Source organism: Thermosphaera sp. (assembly GCF_059755995.1).
Map to the genome: position 1 here is coordinate 1 of NZ_DBOUKL010000063.1, position 19,507 is coordinate 19,507.

Consider the following 19,507-nt stretch of genomic DNA (forward strand, 5'->3'; position numbering starts at 1 on the left):
GGTCTACTCGCTTTCAATTCTTCTGATTGAATTCCGGAGCAGATGGCCGAGCAAGTAAAACTCATACTCAAGGAGTTCCTTTCAATTCTTCTGATTGAATTCTGTGCTTGATCTTTGATGTGGGTTTTTAATATTGTCTTCGGTTTTTTATTTGTTGTATTGGGTATTTATCTTTTTCCATTGTGATCATGGGGGGTTGATCAAAACTGATCATGAGGGTTGATCATGGTGGTTCCCGGTTTGGCTGGGGAAGGTTGCCATTTGTTAGGAAACACAGTTTCTTGGTATTTAACAGTGTTCAATTTCCTGAACCATTCGGTCTTCGAGGAGGCGTCCGCACGGGCCGAGTTTTTCCCGTAACAGCTAGGGAATAAGTTATAAACCCCTCCACACAATAATTAGTGGGGAAGGGATGGTGGGAGCATAAGCCGTTCAACCTGGGAGGAACCCTCACCGGGCAAACCCCTACTCCCCAGGGCATCCAGAGTATTCATCATGCCCATCGGATTTCACGAAGACATCATCCTCCGCGCAATGAACCACCTACACGTGAAAGAAGAGGACACAGTCTACACCGTAACATGCGGACCTCTAACAGGAGCCGTTAAAAGAGCCGTCGAATCACTCAAAGCCATGTGCCTAAGACAAGGGTTTTCAGAACCAACCCTAATAGAACTAAGCTGCAAAGACTTCTACGGGTCAATACGCACACTGAGAAAAACCATCGAGAAGCACAAAGACCAGGAAATCTACCTATGCACCGGGGCAGGACTAAGAATAATAACCCACATGATCGAAATAGCCCTCCTAGCCACAAAGAAAACATTCAACATCTACTACGAACCGGAAACAGAAGGCGTAGAGCCCATACTAGCACCACACCACCTCATCCTAAACATCTACAAAAACCCCAGCGGCCTCGAACACCAAGTATTAAAAACCGTAATAGAAAACCCCGGCATAAGCGTGAACGAAATCAGCGAAAAACTAAAAGTCAAGGAGAAAACAGTGAGAAACATCCTCACAAGACTCAAAAACATGGGACTCATCACTAAAACCGGAAAGGGAAAAGTAGCCGCAACCCCAGTAGCAACAGCCCTCTACAGCTAGCCCGAAACCATATAATACAAAAATCCCGGAAAAGGAAAGGAAAGGCAAACCCACGGCAAACCCGGTGAAATAACAGGGTGTAAAAAGAAAACAACCCTCGGAGACCAGCCGTGATCAACAGAAGACTCATGCTAAGAACAATCAGAAGACTCTACCAATGGTCCAAAAACGACCCAGTAGACGAAGAGCTCAGAGGGTGGAACTGGGATAAACCACCGCTCAAACCAAGAGCATACCTAGAGCTAGGAGTCTCGGAAATAGCCTCAAAATACTGTGAAACCAGGAGAGACCTATGGCTGAGAAGAAAAATGAGCGTTAAAACAGAGGCAACAGAACCACTGATCAAGGGACACCTAATCCACGAAGCCGTCTCAACAGCCATCGCCAACACCTACAAGCACATAGTACTAGGGTGGAAGCCATGGGACACTTACGAGGCTGTTAAAAACAAGTGGCGACAGCTAAACACGCACAGCAGAGAATACGAGAAAATAGTGGAGCAGGCGTACAAGTACACCCTCCTATCAATACTCGGCGAGCTCTCATACGAAGACCTGACGAAAAGCAACACATCCCCACCACTCATAATATCCGAGTTCAAAGTAGACGGGTCAAACCTAGGGCTCTCCCCAAACCTCTCAATAGACATCGTGGCAGACGGGGGCGTAATAGTAGACTTCAAATACGGGGCGCCAAGAGACTTCCACAAGCTCTCGCTAACAGGCTACGCCCTAGCCCTTGAAGCAGAGTACGAAGTCCCCTACGACTACGGCCTCCTAATATACGTTAACGAGGTAAGGGACAGGCTGAAAATATCCTTCAAACCAGTCTACATTAACAGCCACCTGAGAAAATGGTTCATCGAGGAGAGAGACGAGATAATAGACATGCTCCTTGAAAACAGGGAGCCGCCGGTAGACACACAATGCCTCGCGAAATGCCCCCTCCACAAGGTGTGCCACCCGTGAAAACCCTCCTCATAGCAGGCTACGGCGTAAGGCTAAGGTACAGGAAAGGACTACTGCTGGTAGAGTCGAAAAACAGCAAGCAGGAAGTCCCCGTTTCAGACCTGGAGCAAGTAGTGATCGCAACAAGCGGCGTATGGCTCTCAAGCAAGGTAATACGCAAGCTGATAGAGTTCGGGGTAGACCTGGTCATCCTGGACTCGCGAGGCCTACCCGTAGGCCGCGTCTACCCTCCCTTCATAAACAAAACAGTTGAAACAAGAAGAGCCCAGTACTTTTCAAACGGAACCGTTAAAGGATTACACGCGATGAAGGAGCTCGTCTACGGGAAGATCGCAAACCAGGCAGCAGTACTTAGAAAATACTACTACAACACGAGAACCCCCGAGCTGAAGGAAGCCTCCACCAGGCTCAGCGAGCAAGCATTGAAGGCGAGAATGATAGAATCCTCCTTCGAAGAGGCTAGGGAAAGGCTTAGAAGCATAGAGGCTGACGCTGCGAGAACATACTGGGCCAACTACGCCCTGCTAATCCCGGGCGAGCTGGGCTTCGAAGGGAGAAACCAGGACTCAGACGACCCTGTCAACACGGTGTTAAACTACTCCTACGGAATACTCTACTCGGAGTGCTGGAAAACCCTGGTCCTCGCAGGACTCGACCCCTACGCAGGCTTCCTCCACGCCGACAGATCTGGGAAACCAGTCCTCGTGTACGACTTCATAGAAATGTTCAGGTTCTCAGCCGACCTCACCGCACTATACCTTTTCCGCAAAGGGTGGAGGCCAGCGATGAGCAACGGGCTACTAGACTATGAATCCAGGAAAAAGATTGTTGAAGCCCTGAACGAGTTCCTCGACAACACCAGGGCACAGTACATTGATGAAGCATCCATAACCCTGAGACAGGTGATCAAGAAGGCGGCGTACTCGCTGGCCTCATTCCTCCGTGGCGAAGGGGTCTTCGAAGCCTTCACCTACAGGTGGTAGCATTGTACGTCATAATAGTCTACGACATATCAAGCAATGAAGCCAGGGCTAAACTAGCCAACTACTTGAAGACTAGAGGGTTTGACAGGATCCAGAGAAGCGCGTTCATCGGCAAACCCCTGCCAGGGGTTTTAAGAGACGTGGAGAGAATCCTCCCTAAATACGTAGAAGCGGAGAGCGATGTCATCCACCTAATACCCCTTCTCGAATACAGCTTGGAGCACATGAAAGTGTTCGGCAAACCCTTCTCCGAAATCACCGGTGACAGGAGGCTACTGGTGATCCGGTAGTGTATAACTTCAAGCTTGTCGAGAAAGTAACCCCCTCAACGATCAAGCAGTACTCGTACTGCCCGGTAATACCATGGATTCAAACATGGTTTAAAATACAAGAGCCATACACGGACAGCATGCTCCTGGGCAGGGAAGCCTACACCCAGCTGAAAGGTCGGGGACAAGTATACGTTTCAACAAGGAAAGGTGCTACAGTACTGGATGAAGTAGTCAAGGAGAAGAAGTATTGTGTGATAGTTGAGCGGAAAGCGTTTAAAAGCCACAACTACTCGAGATATGTTGAGCAAGCAGCAACATCCTACCTCATAGCCAGGGAGAAGATGCAGAGGGTTAGAAAGCTCAGGCTGGAGGTGCAGGGGGTTGCGAAAGAGATAGAGCTGACGGAGGATTTAATCCACGACGTGGAGGGTATTGTAGAGTCGGCGTCGAAAACGCTTGCATCTGAGAAGCCGCCTCACACACGGCCTGATCCGAGAAAGTGTAGTAGCTGCTGGTATAAGCGCTTCTGCCCGCTTCACTGAAGCATGCGTGTTTATATCTTGTTGAAACAGTAGGTGTTACTGGTGTGCTTGTGCCCGACGAGCTTGTTGCTGTAAAAGCCAGCGTTAACATATCCGGCTTCTACGGCTACCTATACACGAGCAAGCTGGTCAAAACAATACTTATTAAAGCCTATCCTCCCCTGGCCGAGCACTTCAAGCCAGCGTCCGGGTCAACGCCTAAGCTAATCCACATCTCGCCTCTCTACGCGACGACCCCTCGCGGAGTCAGATGCCTATACAGCTACGCGTCGTGCAGAGACAGGGAAATGGCTAAGTGCAACGGCCCCCCGAGAAATATTAAGCTGAACTCTACATACCACTTCTACCTAGGACTCCACGAGTCCACAGCATCCAGTAGTGAGGTAGTTTCAGCGTTAATAAACTACAAGGAGTGCTTCGAATTCGTCAAGCAGAAAGTATGCGTTGAAACCTTGGCAATAGATGTTTCAAACCCGCGTATACAAGGAAGAGAAGTAGCTAGGAGGGTCCTGGAGAATCGGGGCGTTAAAATAGTGTTCTCATCTCCAACACACCTCAGAGACCCGTTGAAAACGAGCAGGAAGCATAAGACAATGTTGCCAACACCCCTAAACGTGTTCGCAACACCAATCCGCTTAAAACTCTACACGACCGGGATGCTTAGAAAAGGATTGTTTAGAAAGCAGTTGCTGAGAATCCATAGGTTATTCAATGAAACATACAGCGTGCTGAACACTGCCAGGGTGAGATGGGTGTACTACACTGATAAGCCAATACCAGCGCTAACCGGCTACGTAAACTACAGGGTAGACGAGAAATACCTGGAACACCTTGAGAAGCAAGGGGTAAACGTGGAGGAATGGCTTGCGGAAATCTTCGCATATTTAATAGCCCTGGGGACAGGGGCAGGGAGGGCAACAGGCTTCGGACACGTAGAGGTGAAACCAGTACAGGCAGAGAGCAGGGAAGAATAAGTAATTATTACAAAAGCCTTGGTGGAAAAACCTTTCTATATAGATAAAAAACAAGTGGAGAGCTAGGCTTAGTGTTTCATGCTTCCAAGGTATTTAACAATAAGTGGGCTTAGCTCATTCTCCCAGTGTGAAACGTAGAGACTGCTGGCTCCTTCATCACTTACTCTTCCCTCATATGTAGCCGCAAGGTTATCCGCCAACACTAATATCCCTGTGATAACAGATACTATTTTATACACATCGTAGACGCGTTTATCAAGAACATCTATACCTAGTCCGGAGAGATGGAATTCATGTATATCGGGTTTACACTTATCCCAGACAAGCCTGTCGCAGAACTCCTTGTTTTTAAGGATGTGGGACAAACTTGCTAGCACGCGTTCGCAAAAAACATAACTACCATCTTTACACATAGGTGTAAGCTGCCTCTCAATGAAGCTTACTACTTCATCGTTACACATTCCACTTGTAATCTTGGAGAAAAAGCTTTGCGGAGTGAACCTTGAGGGATGCCTCTTCATCATTGCACTGTGATGTCTTGAAATAACTTTAGCTGCTAAGATACTTTCAGCTCTGAAGAATTCGTCATCATCTCTGTGAGCTAGATCTACGAGTATACATGAAATAACGTGCTCATGGCCTGTAAACACTATTTTTTCCTCTTCAACACTAATAGACCTATCCCGATAGAATAGCGAGCTTTTCCCTAGATCATGTAATAATCCAATACTATAAACGATGTCTTCCAAATTAATTCTCTCAACGAATTCTTCGACAAATCTTCTAGTGAAAACATTCTTCATTCTACCAAACCTGTATTTGAATAAAAACGCCATGAGGTCGGCTGTTAGCTTTAAATGTTTTGCTAATGGAATTATCGTGGGTGGCTCACTACCGCATCGAGCATATGCCACCGGCCAGCTATTCCTAATTATTTCAAGACATCTCATCTTCTCTCACCAGATCGCAAAACCCTCGCCCCGGGTGTAGCAATCTCTTCTCGCAACCAGGAAAGAACCCGTGACCCCTTTAACATTATCCGGCAACTCTTTCCCTACACCAGTTAAAATATTGATAACCTGTTTAAACCTCTGGTTTCTGAGAATCCCGCTCAGGGTTTTCAAATCATCTTTCACTTTATGTTCTATGAGTTTTAGCCGGCCGTCAATGATTGCTTGGAGAAGTATTTTCAAATAGTATTTATCATTCTCAACTACGTAGTCCAGGCACTTGCTGTCTGCTGATATCTCTCTTCTAACTAATCTTGCGAAATCAACCGTGACGAATTCTAACTCTCCTGTTTTATCCCCGCTGTGTTGCGGTATTAACACGTTGACTAGTATGCTAGATCTCACGAGGCCTCCTCCAAGATCATTCAGGATTTCAATTAAGACATCAGGTTGCGCATCGCTCTCTAAATATGCTTTTGCAAAGTCGTAGGAACTACTATGCAAGATTTCCTTTGGAAACTCTGTTGAAACCTCTTCGATTATCTCGGTAAAACTCAAATAGGGTCTTTCAACGCTCAGCAATCTCCAGTTAACTGCATCTTTATTGTTGCTAGTAGCTTTACTTATCAACTCCATAGTCCTGCTTACTCTGGTTTTACTGTAAACTTCAGCCACTTTTTCAGGATCATCTTTCACAATGTATATTTCCGCACTCTCCTCCCTACACCTTTTGAAAACCTCTTCGAATTTCTCCCTACAGAGTCTTCCAGCTCTCTGAGCAAGGTTTTCAACAGGAGCTGGTTCCGTCACCAGTATTCTTGCACCAGCGTCAACGCCCGCTTCCACAACCTGCGTAGATACAATTACGCCTTTTCTCCCACTTATCTCATTCATGATTTTTACAAGAGCTCTTTCCCTATCCTTATTACTCATGAGACTGTGCAGTAGAACAGCATTACTGCATTTTCTACTCAACTCATTGTATGCTTCGACAGCGCGTTTTATAGAATTATGTATTACGAGAACAGCCTCAGACTCACAGATATCTTCTACATACTTGAATACATTATCACGTGTTTCAAACACTGTTTTCCACGGAAAACCATGTTTTTCCTCAAAGGTTTCATCCTTAACTGCAAACAGATTAAAACCTTTTCCACGCAGATTCTTTATCTGCGCGTTCTCACCGCCTACGTATACGATAACACTATCTTTCCCTTCGTATCTCAATTTATCTACAATCTCCGCTACTATGCTAGTATGCATCGTAGCGGTCTCAATCACTAGGGGTTGATTCATTCTTACTAAGAAGTTTAGCGCGCCTAGCATAAAAGACAGGGTTTCAAACTCGTTGCTTTCTCCACTCGCCAGCTCAGACCCTAGGTAAACATGTGCTTCGTCAAACACGATTGTAGACGTGAAGATAGAGGCGAGGACAGGATAGTAGTGGCCAAGAGTTCTCGCACCCCTTAAAATCTTATACATCTCGGATACTGGCAGCTTATACAGGTTGTAAATGAAGCTATCCAGCGTTGTAACTACTAGTTCCCTGAGATAATATGGTGACTTATCCCCACCTATCTCATCAAGTGATTGATAACCAACACTTGAATAGTTACCTTTGAACTTCTCGGAATAAATCTCTCTCACTAGAGCCCTGTAAGGCACGACATGTATTAAACCATTAGAAAACCCATGGCTACGTGCTACTTCAATTAGTTTTAACGAGAGAATAGTCTTCCCGTAACCCGTAGGCGCTATAAGTATGATGTTCCTACCCTTCTCATATTCTTCGAGAACTTTCTGAAGAGCTGTTCTTGACTCTATCAATCCAATTAAGGAATTAGAAGAGCCCATGATGGAATCCCACTAATCTAGCAACTTTCCCGGTTAATCTTTTGAAGTATAGTTCGCCTTTACATGCTTCATCCGACTTGTTCTTCCTACACAAATCCCCGAATTGATCAGATATTCTCTGAGCACTAGCTCCACACAGGAAGACCGCGTCTAGGGACCCGGTCTCGGTGTAGGCGAACAAAGCTGAAATACACTGTGAGATAACGTCCCCGGCTTTTTCAACCATATTACTGTGTTTTGACGCGTAGTAAAGCATATTCAATATATCCAACGCCCCTCTCTTATCTAATACTTGTAAAATATGTGTTATCGTAAGAGGTCTTTCCCACACCACTAACGGCCTTTTTCCACTACACTCAATATTGATCAATCTGAATTTCTCGAAAACGTTGAAAAGACCTGTGAGCGGAGGCATTTCCATTACATGTTTTGTAACATCACTCACATGTAAAGCTATTGAAAGAAGTAGCGTTAGCTCTAGACTTATGTTTTCAACCCTCAGAAAACCCCTGATACGTTTCTCTAAGCCTTCCAACCCGTTTCCGGTAGCGTGCGTTATCGTGTAAATCCTGGGCGCATTCTGTAAGGATTCGACCGATGCATCCGGGACCAGGTAGAATTCAAAGTTGCTATTACCCCTAGCTTGCTTAGCGATAATCGATATTAACGCACCCGCAGATGCTACATACAGCGATATCCCATTGACCTTTTCACCCTCAACTTCTCGAAAATCTCTATACTTGGAGAAAACATAGGTTCTGAGAAACATGGGCATATCAACCGGTTTATTAGCATTTTCCACGAGAGTCTGAGCAATGCTGATTAACCAACTACAGAGCTGTGGTCCTTTTTTATCCTTGCTAAACTCGTAGGGTGTTCCAGGGGCCATTTCTGAAATGATCTCCCTATCAGATGTATCTCCTGCAGTGTATAGTTTGGGGGTTGACTCCTTAGCATTACATATTTTGTTTAAGCTCAAAGCTAGGTTGTTAACAAGCTGATTCGCCTCGTTTAAGTTTAAAGTTATAGTTCCTGTCGTAAAACCTCGCAATATTTTCTCCCGAAGGTTTTCAGGTAAATCCTCAAGAATGTAGCCCAAGGCGGCTGCCTGGAAGTATTTGCCTATGGATTTTTCATCTAAAACCTTGATCTCTACACTCAAGAAGGAAACACCCCTACAACGTTCTCTAAACCCGGTAAAGCGATTGCTTTACAAGACTCCTTGATTTCGAAGCTAGGTGGAGGGGTTTCCTCATCCAGCGGTATTATAAGGTTGTTCGAGCCGATAAGAGCTGGAACATGATATGTTACAGTACTATATCTCAAATTAGGCATTGTTATTTTAACAACCCTGGAAGGATCTAGCGCTTTTTCTATGCAGGACTCTTCAACATATAGTCTGGTTCTTACTTTCTCCTTGGCTTCCAATACGGTAGGGTTTTTAAAGTAATAAGCCTTTTCAAGAGCTACCAGACCCTCCTTACTACCAATTCTCACAACACTGTAAACAGCCCTACCTGCTACACTATCTAATTTCTCGATGCTTACTCCTAGTTCCCTTGACAGCTTCTCAATATCTACTACCCACAATAGTTCTACTTTTAATGCTGGCGCATAGACTGCTCCAACCGCTTGTGCAGGAAGCAGTGTAGGGATAGAGTAGGTAAAAAACTCGGAATCCATTGGATTGTAAGAAAAAGCTTTTTGATAACTTCCACCACTTTTATACGGGGATGAAACGATTTTACCGATTTCCTGATACACTGCTAATCCTACTTGTATTATTCTACGTGATGCAGATGCTGATTTACTAATAGAGAACCGAGGTGAAACTACAGCAGCAGAAGCTGTAATAGTGGCTTCGAGTAAAGGCTTCATAGGTTCTGAAACCAGCTTGCCCTCTCCCCAGTCTATCGTGTAAACCTCCTCGCTTTTCTTTCGCTTAGGCTTTTTCTCTTCCTTACCAATTTTTTCAACATGTATTGGAAGTTCGAGTAGCCTAGCAAGCGGGTAGCCAAATGCGCCCACGACCGTGGTAGGAGGTGTGACAGGGTATGCTGGTTGAGCTGCTGTGACCCCTTTATGCCTGACTATGAAACCCCAGGAGAGAGTAGCACTTGCATAAAAACCGCGTATATTAGTCAAGTATACCTCCTCAATATGTTATACCATTAGAAGAGGCTCCATCATTTTTAGGAGTTTTTCCCTGGCTTTTATAAGGGCTTCTGTATGAGATTTCGCCTCATCATCATAGGTTACATTCTTTATACCTTGTGTCGTAGAAGGTTTCTCAAGGTTCTCACCGTTGTAAGCATATACGTTTACTGTTTCTTCAGTAATGGATTGGGTTAACGCTACCGCTCTCTCATAGGTTTTCCTAATATAGTCTCTTGTTAAGCCTGGACTGGCCAAGAACTCTACAGGTCCTTTACTCACCGTTACCACCATGCTTCTAACATCCCATAGTGGCTGGTATCTAGTTCTCTTAGCTCCGAAGTGCATGCCGTCTACTAATGCTATGAGAGCGTCTATAGCTGCTTTAATGCGCTCCAACTTCTGCTTCTTTAAATCCTGATCCTCCTCACCGTAAAACGTCTTCGAGATATCGCTGGCTACGAGCTCGGCTGTAAAAGTGTAAAGAGCAGAACCGCTTTCTAGGTAGAAGAGCATCTGTGCCTCCTTAGCTAGCTCTGGTGACGTATAACGAGTATGCAACTGTGGTGTTATAGCTACGCCTCCTTTCTCTATAGCGTCAAGTGTTGGTAGCATGTAGCTGAACCGTATTGCAGAGGTTCTCTTGACCTGTCTAGATGTATACAGGAATCCTCCCACATCAGCTACAACACTTGTTTTCAGAATAGCTTTCTCAACATCAGATAGAGACCCCGACTTGATCTTAGCTATATCAAAACCTACCTTCTTTAATTCTTCCTCATACCATTTCAATACGTTATCATCCGAGAACTTTAAGAAATAGCCTAGTTCATCCAATTTTGTAACAGGTAGTTTTCTACTCTTCGCTATTTGCGTGAGTAGTGATTGATAACTGTGAGCGAGAGACTCACCGCTAACGGCTGGGACGTAGACTACGGAGTAGCCTTCTTCAGTAACTATTACTACTGGTGCTTTCCTATGCCTCGTATAGTTTCCTACCGATTCAGCCATGTTTAATGCTTCCGCGTTGACAAGTGTTCTAGCAGAGAGGGATAAGGTAACTATCATTCCTACTCACCTATCCTGCACAACCCTTTCTCACGAATATCTCCTATTCTAGCGTAAGCTTTAAGAGCGATCTCTCGACTCATTTTAATGATCTCAATTCTACTGGCTTTGCTTAGGTTCATTGTTATGTAGGAAGTTTCTTTCTCGAGATCTTCAGGTTTTAACTGGGGGCATTTAATTCCAAGACCCTTTTCCCTGTCATATTCAACACAAGGAGGGCGGTTTAAGCAGTTTGTATAGTATGCTCTTACAGCATCTCTTAATGCTTCTAGGATGCTTGCCTCATCGATAGCGTTCCCCAACCGGTCTAGATAGCTATAGTCACCTATTGCCCCGAGAAAGGATAGTACTTCTATTATTTGGTCATACATGTTCTCACACACTAAATTAATTATGTGAGATTGTATATATTTTTTGCTTTCATGGAGAGCCATAAGTTGAAACTGCGTAGCCAATACTCTGTTTCACAACGTGAAACAACTCATTACTCTACGCATGTTACCTCTGCAATGTTCTTTACCGAGTAAAACTCTTCTTTCACCACTATCTTTTTCTCAACTAGTTCTTCAAGCCTCCTGTACAGGGTTGCCTTGGGTATTCCTGTCTTCCTCGCAATCTCTGCAAGAGTGTTTCTTGAACCCTCAAGGTTGCTGACTATTATCCTGTCTCGCTCATCTAGTTTAAGCAACGCTATTAGCAGTTGCAGGTCTGCCAGCAGTGAGCACTCGAATCCTTCTCCTTCAACTACTACTTTGGTTTTTGAAACATACTCTAGTGGAAGGGTGAGGAGCGATAGTAGTAGTGCGACCACGAGCATTCTCGGACCACCGGTCAAGTATACTTCAACCTCGCCAGGCCCACTCACCTCCCTCAGCAGTATTGACCTAACAGATTCAAACAACGCCTCCGGGGTCACCGGCTCCAGCCTACAGGCTATGTTGAGAGAGTTGCAAAGTATGTTGAGCGTGTCATATGCTTTCTCAACCTTCTTGAAACCGCTACCTGTTTTCAAGGCGATCAACACTACTTTACTATACTTCTTGGAAGCTATTCTTTTAACAATAAAGTCTATGTCGAAGCCGAAGCTCGCGATTAAAACGCTCAAAACACCCCACTCCTCTTAAACATTCTATATTAAGCTTTACTATTTAATACGTTAAGTCATATTACACCATCTTCCTTCAAAAACCCCATCGGCCTCGAATCATGTGGATTGTATTATCCTTTGAAACGCTAGATTAACGGTTAGAGGGGGTAAACGGTTTGAGAATACCGGTCTTTCTGATCATATTGTTGTTAACCCTGCCATTCGGCTTGTTTAATGATGGATCCAGCGGTTTGAAGCAAAGCATTGCCGAGGAATATTCAAGCGGGTTGAGGCTTGTCTGGAGCGAGGAGTTTGAGGAAGGCGTGATCGATGAGTCAACGTGGAATTTCAACATCGGGGATGGTTGCGAGTACGAGTTGTGCGGCTGGGGGAATAATGAGCTCCAATACTACAGGCGTGAGAACGCTTTCATAGAGAATGGAAGCCTCGTCATAGAAGCCAGAAGAGAGATCTTTGTAGACGAGTCAACCGGGAAAGTCTTCAACTACACATCAGCGAGGCTGGACACCGTCGGTAAGTTCAAGATTCAATACGGTTACATTGAGGTGAGGGCTAAGCTTCCATCGGGGAAGGGGTTGTGGCCCGCTATCTGGATGCTCGGGGAGGAGTGGAGCCTCAATAATACTAAAGCATGGCCTTCATGCAGAGAGATAGACATAATGGAGCTGATCGGGAGCGACCCCACCATCGTATACGGAACCGTTCACGCACCCTTCTGCTACGGGGGCCGAGGAGTCGGGTCAAGCTTCAAGCTGCCTGAAAACATGATTTCACGTAGGACTACCATGTCTTCGCCATAGAGTGGACGAGCGAGTACATCAAGTGGTTTATCGACGGCCAGCCATACCACGTTGTGTACGAGCAGGGCTACATGTATGTTAAAAGCGGCTTCCCCCCGGGCTACTTGAGCCTCGCCGATGCTGAGAGAGCGCAGAGAAACATGATACAGGCGCATGCACGTGCTTACGACAATATTAAACGGTTCAGCAGCAAGCCTGTCGGACTAATCTACTCTTTCATCTGGTTCGAACTGTTCGGTGGGCCTCCGGAAGTGGCTGAGAGCGTGAAGAATACTAGGCTATACGTTTTCACTGACATGATTACCAAGGGTGTTTCCCACGTTAGCAAGGAATACAGGAAAGATCTCGCTAGCCGGCTCGACTGGCTGGGCGTTAACTACTACAGTCGTGTAGTCTTCCAATTCGTCAACGGCAAGCCGGTTTTAAAACCCGGATACGGTTACACCTGCACTCCCAGAGGATACAGCCCTGCTGGAAACCCGTGCAGCGATTTCGGATGGGAGGCTTATCCTGAAGGACTCTACCTACTGTTGAAAGAACTCTTCAACCGTTACAGAGTCGACTTGATCGTGACTGAGAACGGGGTTTCAGATAGTAGGGATGCGTTAAGACCTGCATACCTTGTCTCCCACGTCTACAACGTGTGGAAAGCAGTAAACGAGGGAATACCTGTGAAAGGCTATCTCCACTGGAGCCTGACAGACAATTACGAGTGGGCCCAGGGGTTCAGGCAGAGGTTTGGACTAGTCATGGTCGACTTTAAAACAAAGAAAAGATATCTCCGCCCTAGCGCTCTAGTGTTCCGTGAGATAGCGAGAACTAATGGAATACCGGAGGAGCTGGAGCATCTCGTAATGATGCAGTAAGCTGTTTCACAGGTTGATGAGAGCCGGGGGCGGGATTCGAACCCGCGGTGAAACGGGTGTCCGTGAACCCTGAGCGCTTAATAGCCCTGCAGCCCGCCGCCTTAGACCGCTCGGCCACCCCGGCTCAATTCTACATTAATGTTAAAGGATTAATTAACTTTTACGTATAAGATTCCTAATACTCTTATTACTCGTATAGCATGTACTTATTTTTCACTTAGATTATCGGTAAATATATAAAAACGTTTTGTACATAAATTAAATATTGTATGATAATTACAAATGTATTAAAAAAGTGGTGATATACTCATGCCCAATATAGAGAGAAGGAAGGTTCAAAAAACAGGCTCATCATCGTTTATAATCACACTTCCAAAAGAGTGGGTTGACGCTGTTAAGCTGAAAAGCGGCGATCACGTATATGTCTACGAGTACGAGGGGAAGCTCGTAATAATACCGCCTGAAATGGAGGTGTTTCAATCACAGTCAACAATCAAGGTTTCAGCAGACATCCCGACGGAGCAGGTTTTCAGAATGCTGGTCGCGGCTTACTTATCCGGCTACAGCAATATTACAATACTTTTCGACCCCAGCTTGCCCAATCTCGCAAAGAGAGTCAGCGATATAAAGAACCTTGCAAGGGTGAAGCTCGCAGGCGTCGAGGTTGTCGAGGAATCCTACAACGCTGTAACTTTCAAAATACTGTTGAATATTAAGGAGCTCCCAATAGTGAGTGCTCTCCGCAGGCTACATTTAATTGTGAACAATATGCTGCAGGACGGGGTGGAGGCGTTACTGAGCAATAACAGGAACCTGGCTGAAGCAGTCATTCAGAGAGATGACGAGGCAGACAGGTTCCATCACATGATAGTTAGGGAGCTGTCAATGGCTTTAATCGATGTCAGAGTCCAGCACGAACTAGGCCTTTCAAACATTATCGAAGCAATGAACTATAGGATTATAGCCAGGAACCTTGAGAGAATAGCTGATCACGCCACCAACATTGCTAAAAGATTATTGAGAACTGAGAAAATAGCTAGAGTAGACATGGTTGAAAACATTTCATACAAGGCCCTGGAAATATTCAACAAGGCAATGGAGGCTTTATACAGCCAGAGTAGAAGAGGTGCTGAAGAAGTTATCCAGGGCGCGAAAGAGGTTGTCGAGCAGATAGACAAGGTTCTATACGAGGATATAATCCCGGCTAAAATGGAGGAGCGTGAGAAAGCATTCCTAGTAATGGTATGCGACAGTTTAAGAAGGATCGTAAGATACTCTAATGGAATAGCTGAGGCTTCCCTGAACATTAAAGCTTCTAAATCACCCGAGATAGAGGTTAAATAGGTTTAAAACTCCCCGAGAGAATATTTTTCAACGTGTGACCCCGGTGCCCATGCAACGCCCCCGAGTACCGGGGGAAGAGTGAGCATGGGTCGGGTCACTCCCGGCCTCAATCCTTTGCCGTGAACATCACGGTTTAAAAACAATCACCGTAAGCTAGAAAAGGCTATCTTCTCCCTTCCCTGCTTTTAATATACAAGTCGTCCTCGGGGCCGGCCTCAACCCTTTCCGGTATGACCGTTTCTTCTTCAACAGTGAGCTTTTTCTCCCTAATATAAACCAGCAGTAGCTCGTCCGGCACGTTATCCATCTTTCCTATTATGTGAGTCCTTCCCTGGGTCTTCAGCCATTCGATGAAGTCTTCTTCGAGGCCGGCGTTGATTATTAGAGAGATGAGTTCTCTCCTGAACGAAGGATCGAGTCTTAGCTCACCCACTGTAGGAGACACCTACTAATATAATGGTTTTTGAAACTTAATAACGTTATCGAGGACGTGTTACCATTTAACTGTATAGTCTTACGCGGAGAATACCTGCTAACCCGTTGAATGTCTTGTTAAACCATTCTGATTCCGGAACATCACTGCTGAGAACCAGCGCCTTAGCCCCGCCCTTCTTAGCCAGCTCTAGCCACTGCTCAACATCCTCGCGCTCCTCACTAATAATCAGCACTGCAACCATCCCCATCTCCAGAGCATTCCTAACCTCTTCCTCACCGTACACGATAAGCCCGTCGTCCTTTGCGAGGTGTAGTTTGAACTCTTCAATGTATTTTAAAAGATCTGCATACTCCTGCTCCTTCAGCAGGTCTCCAGCCTTCAAGATCATTTCCCTGAGGCCTGCCTCACCCTGATACCCTACATCTATCAGCTCCGGCAGGACAATCTTCTTCAGCCTGTAATCCAGGTAGTCCTTCTCCAGGAAGTCGTACTTCGCATAGGCTGGGCCGCCTACTAGAATCCCCTTCAACTTCCCCTGCTCGTGAAGTGGTAGGAAGACTCTGTTAGCATGCTCTCCAACCCTCTTGTAAAACTCTTCAACCATTTGCTCAATAATCCTGTCGTACCTCCGCTGGCTCTGACCACCCTTCTCATGCTTACCAGGGATGTAGTCCTCAAGCTCCTCGACAATCTTCAGCCTGTTTCCTTTAAGCATGCCGATCGTTGCCGCATCCCTTTCTATGAGGAGAAGCCCAATGATGTTGGACTCGGAAACCATCTCCTCGAGAAACTCTGTGTGGAAGTGCTTATCGGTTCTGTAGAAATATACTGGAACCTCCTCCGGAGGGATCAGCATTACCAGTATTGATTCCCCGGTATCCGGGTTCTCGCCGGCGAACAACACCAGCCCCTTGTCCGGGATCTTCGGGATCTTGCTGAGCCTGTCTATAGCCATTGAGAGAGCTCTTTGAACAGCAGACTTGGTCTTCTTCAGCTTAATGTTGTCTGTGATGGATAGCTCCTGCCTCAGCATGTTTAAGACATCGCTAACGGGTCTTCCAGGAGGGACGTACAGGCTGGGCAGGATTGTAGCATGTGCCTTCCACTTTTTAAGCTCCCTAACTATTTCTCTAAGCTTTTGCTTATCCACGCGCATTGATTCAAGCTGTTCCTCACTATAGCTAAAGACTCATCCCTTGAACACCTTAACGAACGTATATATTTCAGGTTTTAAATACGTAACGATAACTAATAGGTTAAAGGTTGCTGCATTGCCCTCAACGCTGGCGGCTAACTGGAGGAAAATCATTGCCACGCTGTTAATGGTAACCCTTGTAATACTAGCTTACAGTATCCTGACAGCCGGGTACGAAGGATTTAAAGACCTGGTCTCGTGGAAAGGGTTGGCATCCTTCACGGTTCTCATGGCAGGCTGGTTTATCTCAGCGGTGAGGCTGAAATATCTTGTGGGAAAAATCTACGGTTACAGGCTTAGCCTTAAAGCTTCTCTGAAAGCCCGCTTACTAGGAGGATTAGTTGCCAACATCACCCCATCAGCCATAGGCGGGGAGCCGGCTAGGGCTGCATTCCTTAGAAAAATCATGGGTAAGGATATAGAGGAATTGTACGCGCTAGCTCTCTACGAGGTCTACTACGACGTGATACTTGTCAACACAGTGGCCCTAATACCAGCCCTCCTCTACATCCCGGTTTCAATCCCGGTAGTACTTGTCGCATCCTTCATGGTTACCTCATGGCTGGCAATGAGTTATTTTATTAAACGGAATAGTGGGCGCTCAAATAATTCACTCCTGCTGAAAATATCCGCAAGACTCCCCGCATTCTATGAGAGGTTTGTGAAGTTTTCAAACGGATACAGGGAGATATCGTCTAAAATAGGTTTCACCGGGGTGCTCGTGCTTGTTGCGCTGACAATAGCTTATAACACAACCTGGGGCTTAGCTATATTCTTCCTGGCAGGTGGCAACTACCTACTAGAAGGCGTTATAGCATACTACTTCATGATGAGCATGGGTTCAATACCCACGCCCGGTGGAAGCATATCTTCAGAATACGGCTTATCAATCATTCTTCCACCATCCATCGTTGTTAGCTACAGAACTCTTTTCTACTATTCAACAATCCTAATAGGATTCGTTGTTGCCGCTAGGGAGCTGGCTCAGGGAAACGGGTGAAAACGGTTTAAAACTTCCAGAACGTATTAACAGACTCGTAAGCTTGGTGATAAAGAGTGAGCTGCCCGTTTTACCACAATGGCTTATGCTATAACCCCTCGGTGGTTTCAACGTACGGGAGGCCCTCCAGCGTCGTGGTTAAACAGGAAACATGCACTACTAAAAACTATAGAGAGTGCAGCTATTTTGCCGACCCCCCGGAGCAGGAGGCTCCGAGAGAGGTTTACCCCATCATTCACAAGATAGCCTGCACCGTGTTCAGCGAATGCCCTAACTTTCTAGTTAAAAGGTTTGGAGAAGAGGATTGTGTAGCATATTGCAAAGCCATTGAAAAATACATCCCTAGAAACAGCGTGTCAAAGTGCGTAGAGCTGTGGAGGACATGCCCCTATCTCTCGCTAGCCAGTGAGAAATAGGCTTGCCCCTACCGATATTGGAGAAGCCTAGTTGAAAACCCATCCTGCTACAGCAGGGCTGATCACTTTAAACAGGGCTCATTCATTATTCAAAACTAAACCTTGATTCTCACGCCACTAAACGATTGTGTCGGCTTCCCACGCGCTCACAATCCCGTATGGCGCTTGCGAGAGCTCGCTGAGATCTAGAGCAAGCGTCAACATGTTCAAGACTTCGCTAAGGCTTGGAGGTGTTTTCACAACTATAGGGGGAAACCCTGCTATTTTCAAAACAGGAAACTCGACCTCATTTTCCCAAACAATTTTCAACTCCAATTTGGCGGAGTTGGCTTTGCTGAACGCTTTTACGGCTTGGCTAACGATCTCTACGGTAAACAATGATAGGAAGTTCTTGGAAACAATCAGCTCTACCTTCAATTCACACTCCCCATTCAACATCCTTTTAAAATCCTTTTTAAAGGAAAGGTTTTATTCTCCTAGATACAAAATATAATCACAGGGGTTTCTATGAGTGAGCCAATCCAGGAAGCGAGGAGACCCGTGGAGGTAATTGTAGACCTGTCCAATATTCCAGTGAAGCCGGTGGGGAAGAAGGAGATTCAGCAGTTGGAGACCGCTTTAATCATAGGGACGTTATTCCGTCCAGAGATAATGGAGCTGTTAAAAGACCCTGTTGAGAGGGCTACATGGGTTGACAGCCTGGCTATTGCTGCATCAGCGCTGGCCAGGAGCAAGGCGGGGATCATGGTGCCTCAAATAGCCGAGGAACTGGGTAGGAGCGAGACAACCATTAGGTCTCACCTATCAGGGAAGACTAAGGCTGGAAAACTTGTGGCGGAAACATATGAGAAGCTGAAAGCCGGGGAGTTGAAGCTCTCGTTCCCGTTTATGAGCGGGTTCAAAATCGAGGAGGAGAGGGTGAAGAAGCTGGAGGCTGAGCTAGAGGAGGCAAGGAGGGAGAACACAATGCTCAAATCCCAGTTAGAAGAGGCTAGGAAGCGAATAGTGGAACTCGAATCCTTGATTAGTGAGAAGGAAAAACTAATAATAGATCTAAGCGAGCAGAACAAAGCTCTTTCATCCAAGAACCAGGATTTAATGAACAAGCTGGAATCATTGACCAGGCTTATAGGAGAGTTGAAAAAGCTGTTAGAGTCCGCCGGTTTTTAAACATTAATGGTTTGATAAGCATTAGGGGTTGTTTTGAGAATAGTAGTTGCAAGACTCGACTATAATGGAGAACTAGTGGAAATCTACCCCTTATCCAGCATATCTAAGAAGGAGATGGATGAGGTTGTTGAAGCATCGAAGGATGTTGTCAGATCTCACTTGTTCTTGTCGAAAGAGCTTAAACGTCCCCTTCCCCGCAGCATTGTAATAGATGCAAACATTTATGAGATAACAATAGTGTTTAAACCGAAAGGAATCCTCGTCTTTGCATCGCTAAAGGACAGTGTACTGAGT

23 protein-coding genes and 1 tRNA gene are annotated in these 19,507 nt (G+C 45.7%); 13 read left to right on the top strand and 11 right to left on the bottom strand.

Translation table 11 applies throughout. The features are described 5' to 3' along the window. The first annotated feature begins 495 nt into the window (after positions 1-495). From csa3 (AC3OH0_RS06240) to AC3OH0_RS06265, 6 genes are all read left to right on the top strand, one after another. Positions 496-1,110: a CRISPR-associated CARF protein Csa3 gene (gene csa3, locus AC3OH0_RS06240; protein ID WP_498345160.1), complete on the top strand. Its 615-nt coding sequence runs from the start codon at positions 496-498 to the stop codon at positions 1,108-1,110. A 128-nt stretch (positions 1,111-1,238) separates the two neighbouring features. Beyond that, the gene (gene cas4a, locus AC3OH0_RS06245; RefSeq protein WP_498345161.1) at positions 1,239-2,078 is read left to right on the top strand and encodes a type I-A CRISPR-associated protein Cas4/Csa1; all 840 of its coding nucleotides are present in this window, start codon (positions 1,239-1,241) and stop codon (positions 2,076-2,078) included. Next, positions 2,036-3,061, top strand: a complete 1,026-nt coding sequence (cas1, locus tag AC3OH0_RS06250; protein ID WP_498345162.1) for a CRISPR-associated endonuclease Cas1 — start codon at positions 2,036-2,038, stop codon at positions 3,059-3,061. The genes cas4a and cas1 overlap by 43 nt, the downstream gene beginning before the upstream one ends. Before the next feature lie 2 nt (positions 3,062-3,063). Further along, positions 3,064-3,351, top strand: a complete 288-nt coding sequence (gene cas2 / locus AC3OH0_RS06255) for a CRISPR-associated endonuclease Cas2 (RefSeq protein ID WP_498345163.1) — start codon at positions 3,064-3,066, stop codon at positions 3,349-3,351. Next, a complete protein-coding gene (gene cas4 / locus AC3OH0_RS06260) occupies positions 3,351-3,875 on the top strand; it encodes a CRISPR-associated protein Cas4 (protein ID WP_498345164.1) in 525 nt (174 codons plus the stop codon). The genes cas2 and cas4 overlap by 1 nt, the downstream gene beginning before the upstream one ends. Before the next feature lie 44 nt (positions 3,876-3,919). Then, entirely contained in the window at positions 3,920-4,849 is a 930-nt protein-coding gene (locus AC3OH0_RS06265; RefSeq protein ID WP_498345165.1) for a hypothetical protein, read from the top strand. 68 nt (positions 4,850-4,917) lie between these two features. On the opposite strand, the gene AC3OH0_RS06270 is transcribed toward AC3OH0_RS06265, so the two are convergent. From AC3OH0_RS06270 to csa3 (AC3OH0_RS06300), 7 genes are all read right to left on the bottom strand, one after another. Beyond that, entirely contained in the window at positions 4,918-5,799 is an 882-nt protein-coding gene (locus tag AC3OH0_RS06270; protein ID WP_498345166.1) for a hypothetical protein, read from the bottom strand. Between the two features lie 6 nt (positions 5,800-5,805). After that, positions 5,806-7,656 carry a CRISPR-associated helicase Cas3' gene (gene cas3, locus AC3OH0_RS06275; RefSeq protein WP_498345167.1) on the bottom strand — a complete coding sequence of 617 codons (1,851 nt, stop codon included), beginning with the start codon at positions 7,654-7,656 and terminating at the stop codon, positions 5,806-5,808. Beyond that, positions 7,643-8,818, bottom strand: coding sequence for a hypothetical protein (locus tag AC3OH0_RS06280; RefSeq protein ID WP_498345168.1), 1,176 nt, complete (start codon positions 8,816-8,818; stop codon positions 7,643-7,645). The genes cas3 and AC3OH0_RS06280 overlap by 14 nt, the downstream gene beginning before the upstream one ends. Next, positions 8,815-9,801, bottom strand: coding sequence for a CRISPR-associated protein Cas5 (locus AC3OH0_RS06285; protein WP_498345169.1), 987 nt, complete (start codon positions 9,799-9,801; stop codon positions 8,815-8,817). Before AC3OH0_RS06285 ends, AC3OH0_RS06280 begins: the two co-directional genes overlap by 4 nt. A gap of 18 nt (positions 9,802-9,819) precedes the next feature. After that, the gene (cas7a, locus tag AC3OH0_RS06290) at positions 9,820-10,878 is read right to left on the bottom strand and encodes a type I-A CRISPR-associated protein Cas7/Csa2 (protein ID WP_498345170.1); all 1,059 of its coding nucleotides are present in this window, start codon (positions 10,876-10,878) and stop codon (positions 9,820-9,822) included. A gap of 2 nt (positions 10,879-10,880) precedes the next feature. After that, positions 10,881-11,249 (bottom strand): hypothetical protein, encoded by a 369-nt coding sequence (locus AC3OH0_RS06295; protein WP_498345171.1) that lies wholly within the window; start codon positions 11,247-11,249, stop codon positions 10,881-10,883. Positions 11,250-11,362: 113 nt separating this feature from the next. Next, complete coding sequence (gene csa3, locus AC3OH0_RS06300) at positions 11,363-11,983, bottom strand: CRISPR-associated CARF protein Csa3 (RefSeq protein ID WP_498345172.1); 621 nt, start codon at positions 11,981-11,983, stop codon at positions 11,363-11,365. Between the two features lie 158 nt (positions 11,984-12,141). Between csa3 (AC3OH0_RS06300) and AC3OH0_RS06305 the strand changes: the two genes are divergently transcribed. Together AC3OH0_RS06305 and AC3OH0_RS06310 are read left to right on the top strand one after the other, a co-directional pair. After that, complete coding sequence (locus AC3OH0_RS06305) at positions 12,142-12,786, top strand: glycoside hydrolase family 16 protein (protein ID WP_498345173.1); 645 nt, start codon at positions 12,142-12,144, stop codon at positions 12,784-12,786. 71 nt (positions 12,787-12,857) lie between these two features. Beyond that, positions 12,858-13,652: a family 1 glycosylhydrolase gene (locus tag AC3OH0_RS06310; RefSeq protein ID WP_498345174.1), complete on the top strand. Its 795-nt coding sequence runs from the start codon at positions 12,858-12,860 to the stop codon at positions 13,650-13,652. A gap of 21 nt (positions 13,653-13,673) precedes the next feature. On the opposite strand, the gene AC3OH0_RS06315 is transcribed toward AC3OH0_RS06310, so the two are convergent. Then, a tRNA-Cys gene (locus AC3OH0_RS06315) sits at positions 13,674-13,776 on the bottom strand. 185 nt (positions 13,777-13,961) lie between these two features. Between AC3OH0_RS06315 and AC3OH0_RS06320 the strand changes: the two genes are divergently transcribed. Continuing rightward, the gene (locus tag AC3OH0_RS06320; protein ID WP_193436756.1) at positions 13,962-14,996 is read left to right on the top strand and encodes a phosphate signaling complex PhoU family protein; all 1,035 of its coding nucleotides are present in this window, start codon (positions 13,962-13,964) and stop codon (positions 14,994-14,996) included. 163 nt (positions 14,997-15,159) lie between these two features. Here AC3OH0_RS06320 and AC3OH0_RS06325 read toward each other — a convergent pair whose 3' ends face one another. Together AC3OH0_RS06325 and prf1 are read right to left on the bottom strand one after the other, a co-directional pair. Next, the gene (locus AC3OH0_RS06325) at positions 15,160-15,429 is read right to left on the bottom strand and encodes a hypothetical protein (protein ID WP_193436755.1); all 270 of its coding nucleotides are present in this window, start codon (positions 15,427-15,429) and stop codon (positions 15,160-15,162) included. 67 nt (positions 15,430-15,496) lie between these two features. Next, on the bottom strand, positions 15,497-16,588 hold the full coding sequence (gene prf1 / locus AC3OH0_RS06330; protein WP_498345175.1) for a peptide chain release factor aRF-1: 1,092 nt from the start codon (positions 16,586-16,588) through the stop codon (positions 15,497-15,499). Between the two features lie 115 nt (positions 16,589-16,703). Between prf1 and AC3OH0_RS06335 the strand changes: the two genes are divergently transcribed. Together AC3OH0_RS06335 and AC3OH0_RS06340 are read left to right on the top strand one after the other, a co-directional pair. Beyond that, on the top strand, positions 16,704-17,627 hold the full coding sequence (locus AC3OH0_RS06335) for a flippase-like domain-containing protein (protein WP_498345176.1): 924 nt from the start codon (positions 16,704-16,706) through the stop codon (positions 17,625-17,627). Positions 17,628-17,683: 56 nt separating this feature from the next. Beyond that, the gene (locus AC3OH0_RS06340; protein WP_498345177.1) at positions 17,684-18,043 is read left to right on the top strand and encodes a hypothetical protein; all 360 of its coding nucleotides are present in this window, start codon (positions 17,684-17,686) and stop codon (positions 18,041-18,043) included. 117 nt (positions 18,044-18,160) lie between these two features. On the opposite strand, the gene AC3OH0_RS06345 is transcribed toward AC3OH0_RS06340, so the two are convergent. Then, positions 18,161-18,460: a hypothetical protein gene (locus tag AC3OH0_RS06345; protein ID WP_498345178.1), complete on the bottom strand. Its 300-nt coding sequence runs from the start codon at positions 18,458-18,460 to the stop codon at positions 18,161-18,163. Positions 18,461-18,550: 90 nt separating this feature from the next. Between AC3OH0_RS06345 and AC3OH0_RS06350 the strand changes: the two genes are divergently transcribed. Together AC3OH0_RS06350 and AC3OH0_RS06355 are read left to right on the top strand one after the other, a co-directional pair. Further along, positions 18,551-19,213 carry a transcriptional regulator gene (locus AC3OH0_RS06350; RefSeq protein WP_498345179.1) on the top strand — a complete coding sequence of 221 codons (663 nt, stop codon included), beginning with the start codon at positions 18,551-18,553 and terminating at the stop codon, positions 19,211-19,213. A 33-nt stretch (positions 19,214-19,246) separates the two neighbouring features. Then, positions 19,247-19,507, top strand: a 261-nt coding sequence (locus AC3OH0_RS06355) for a hypothetical protein (RefSeq protein WP_498345180.1), incomplete at its 3' end; no start/stop codon positions are given.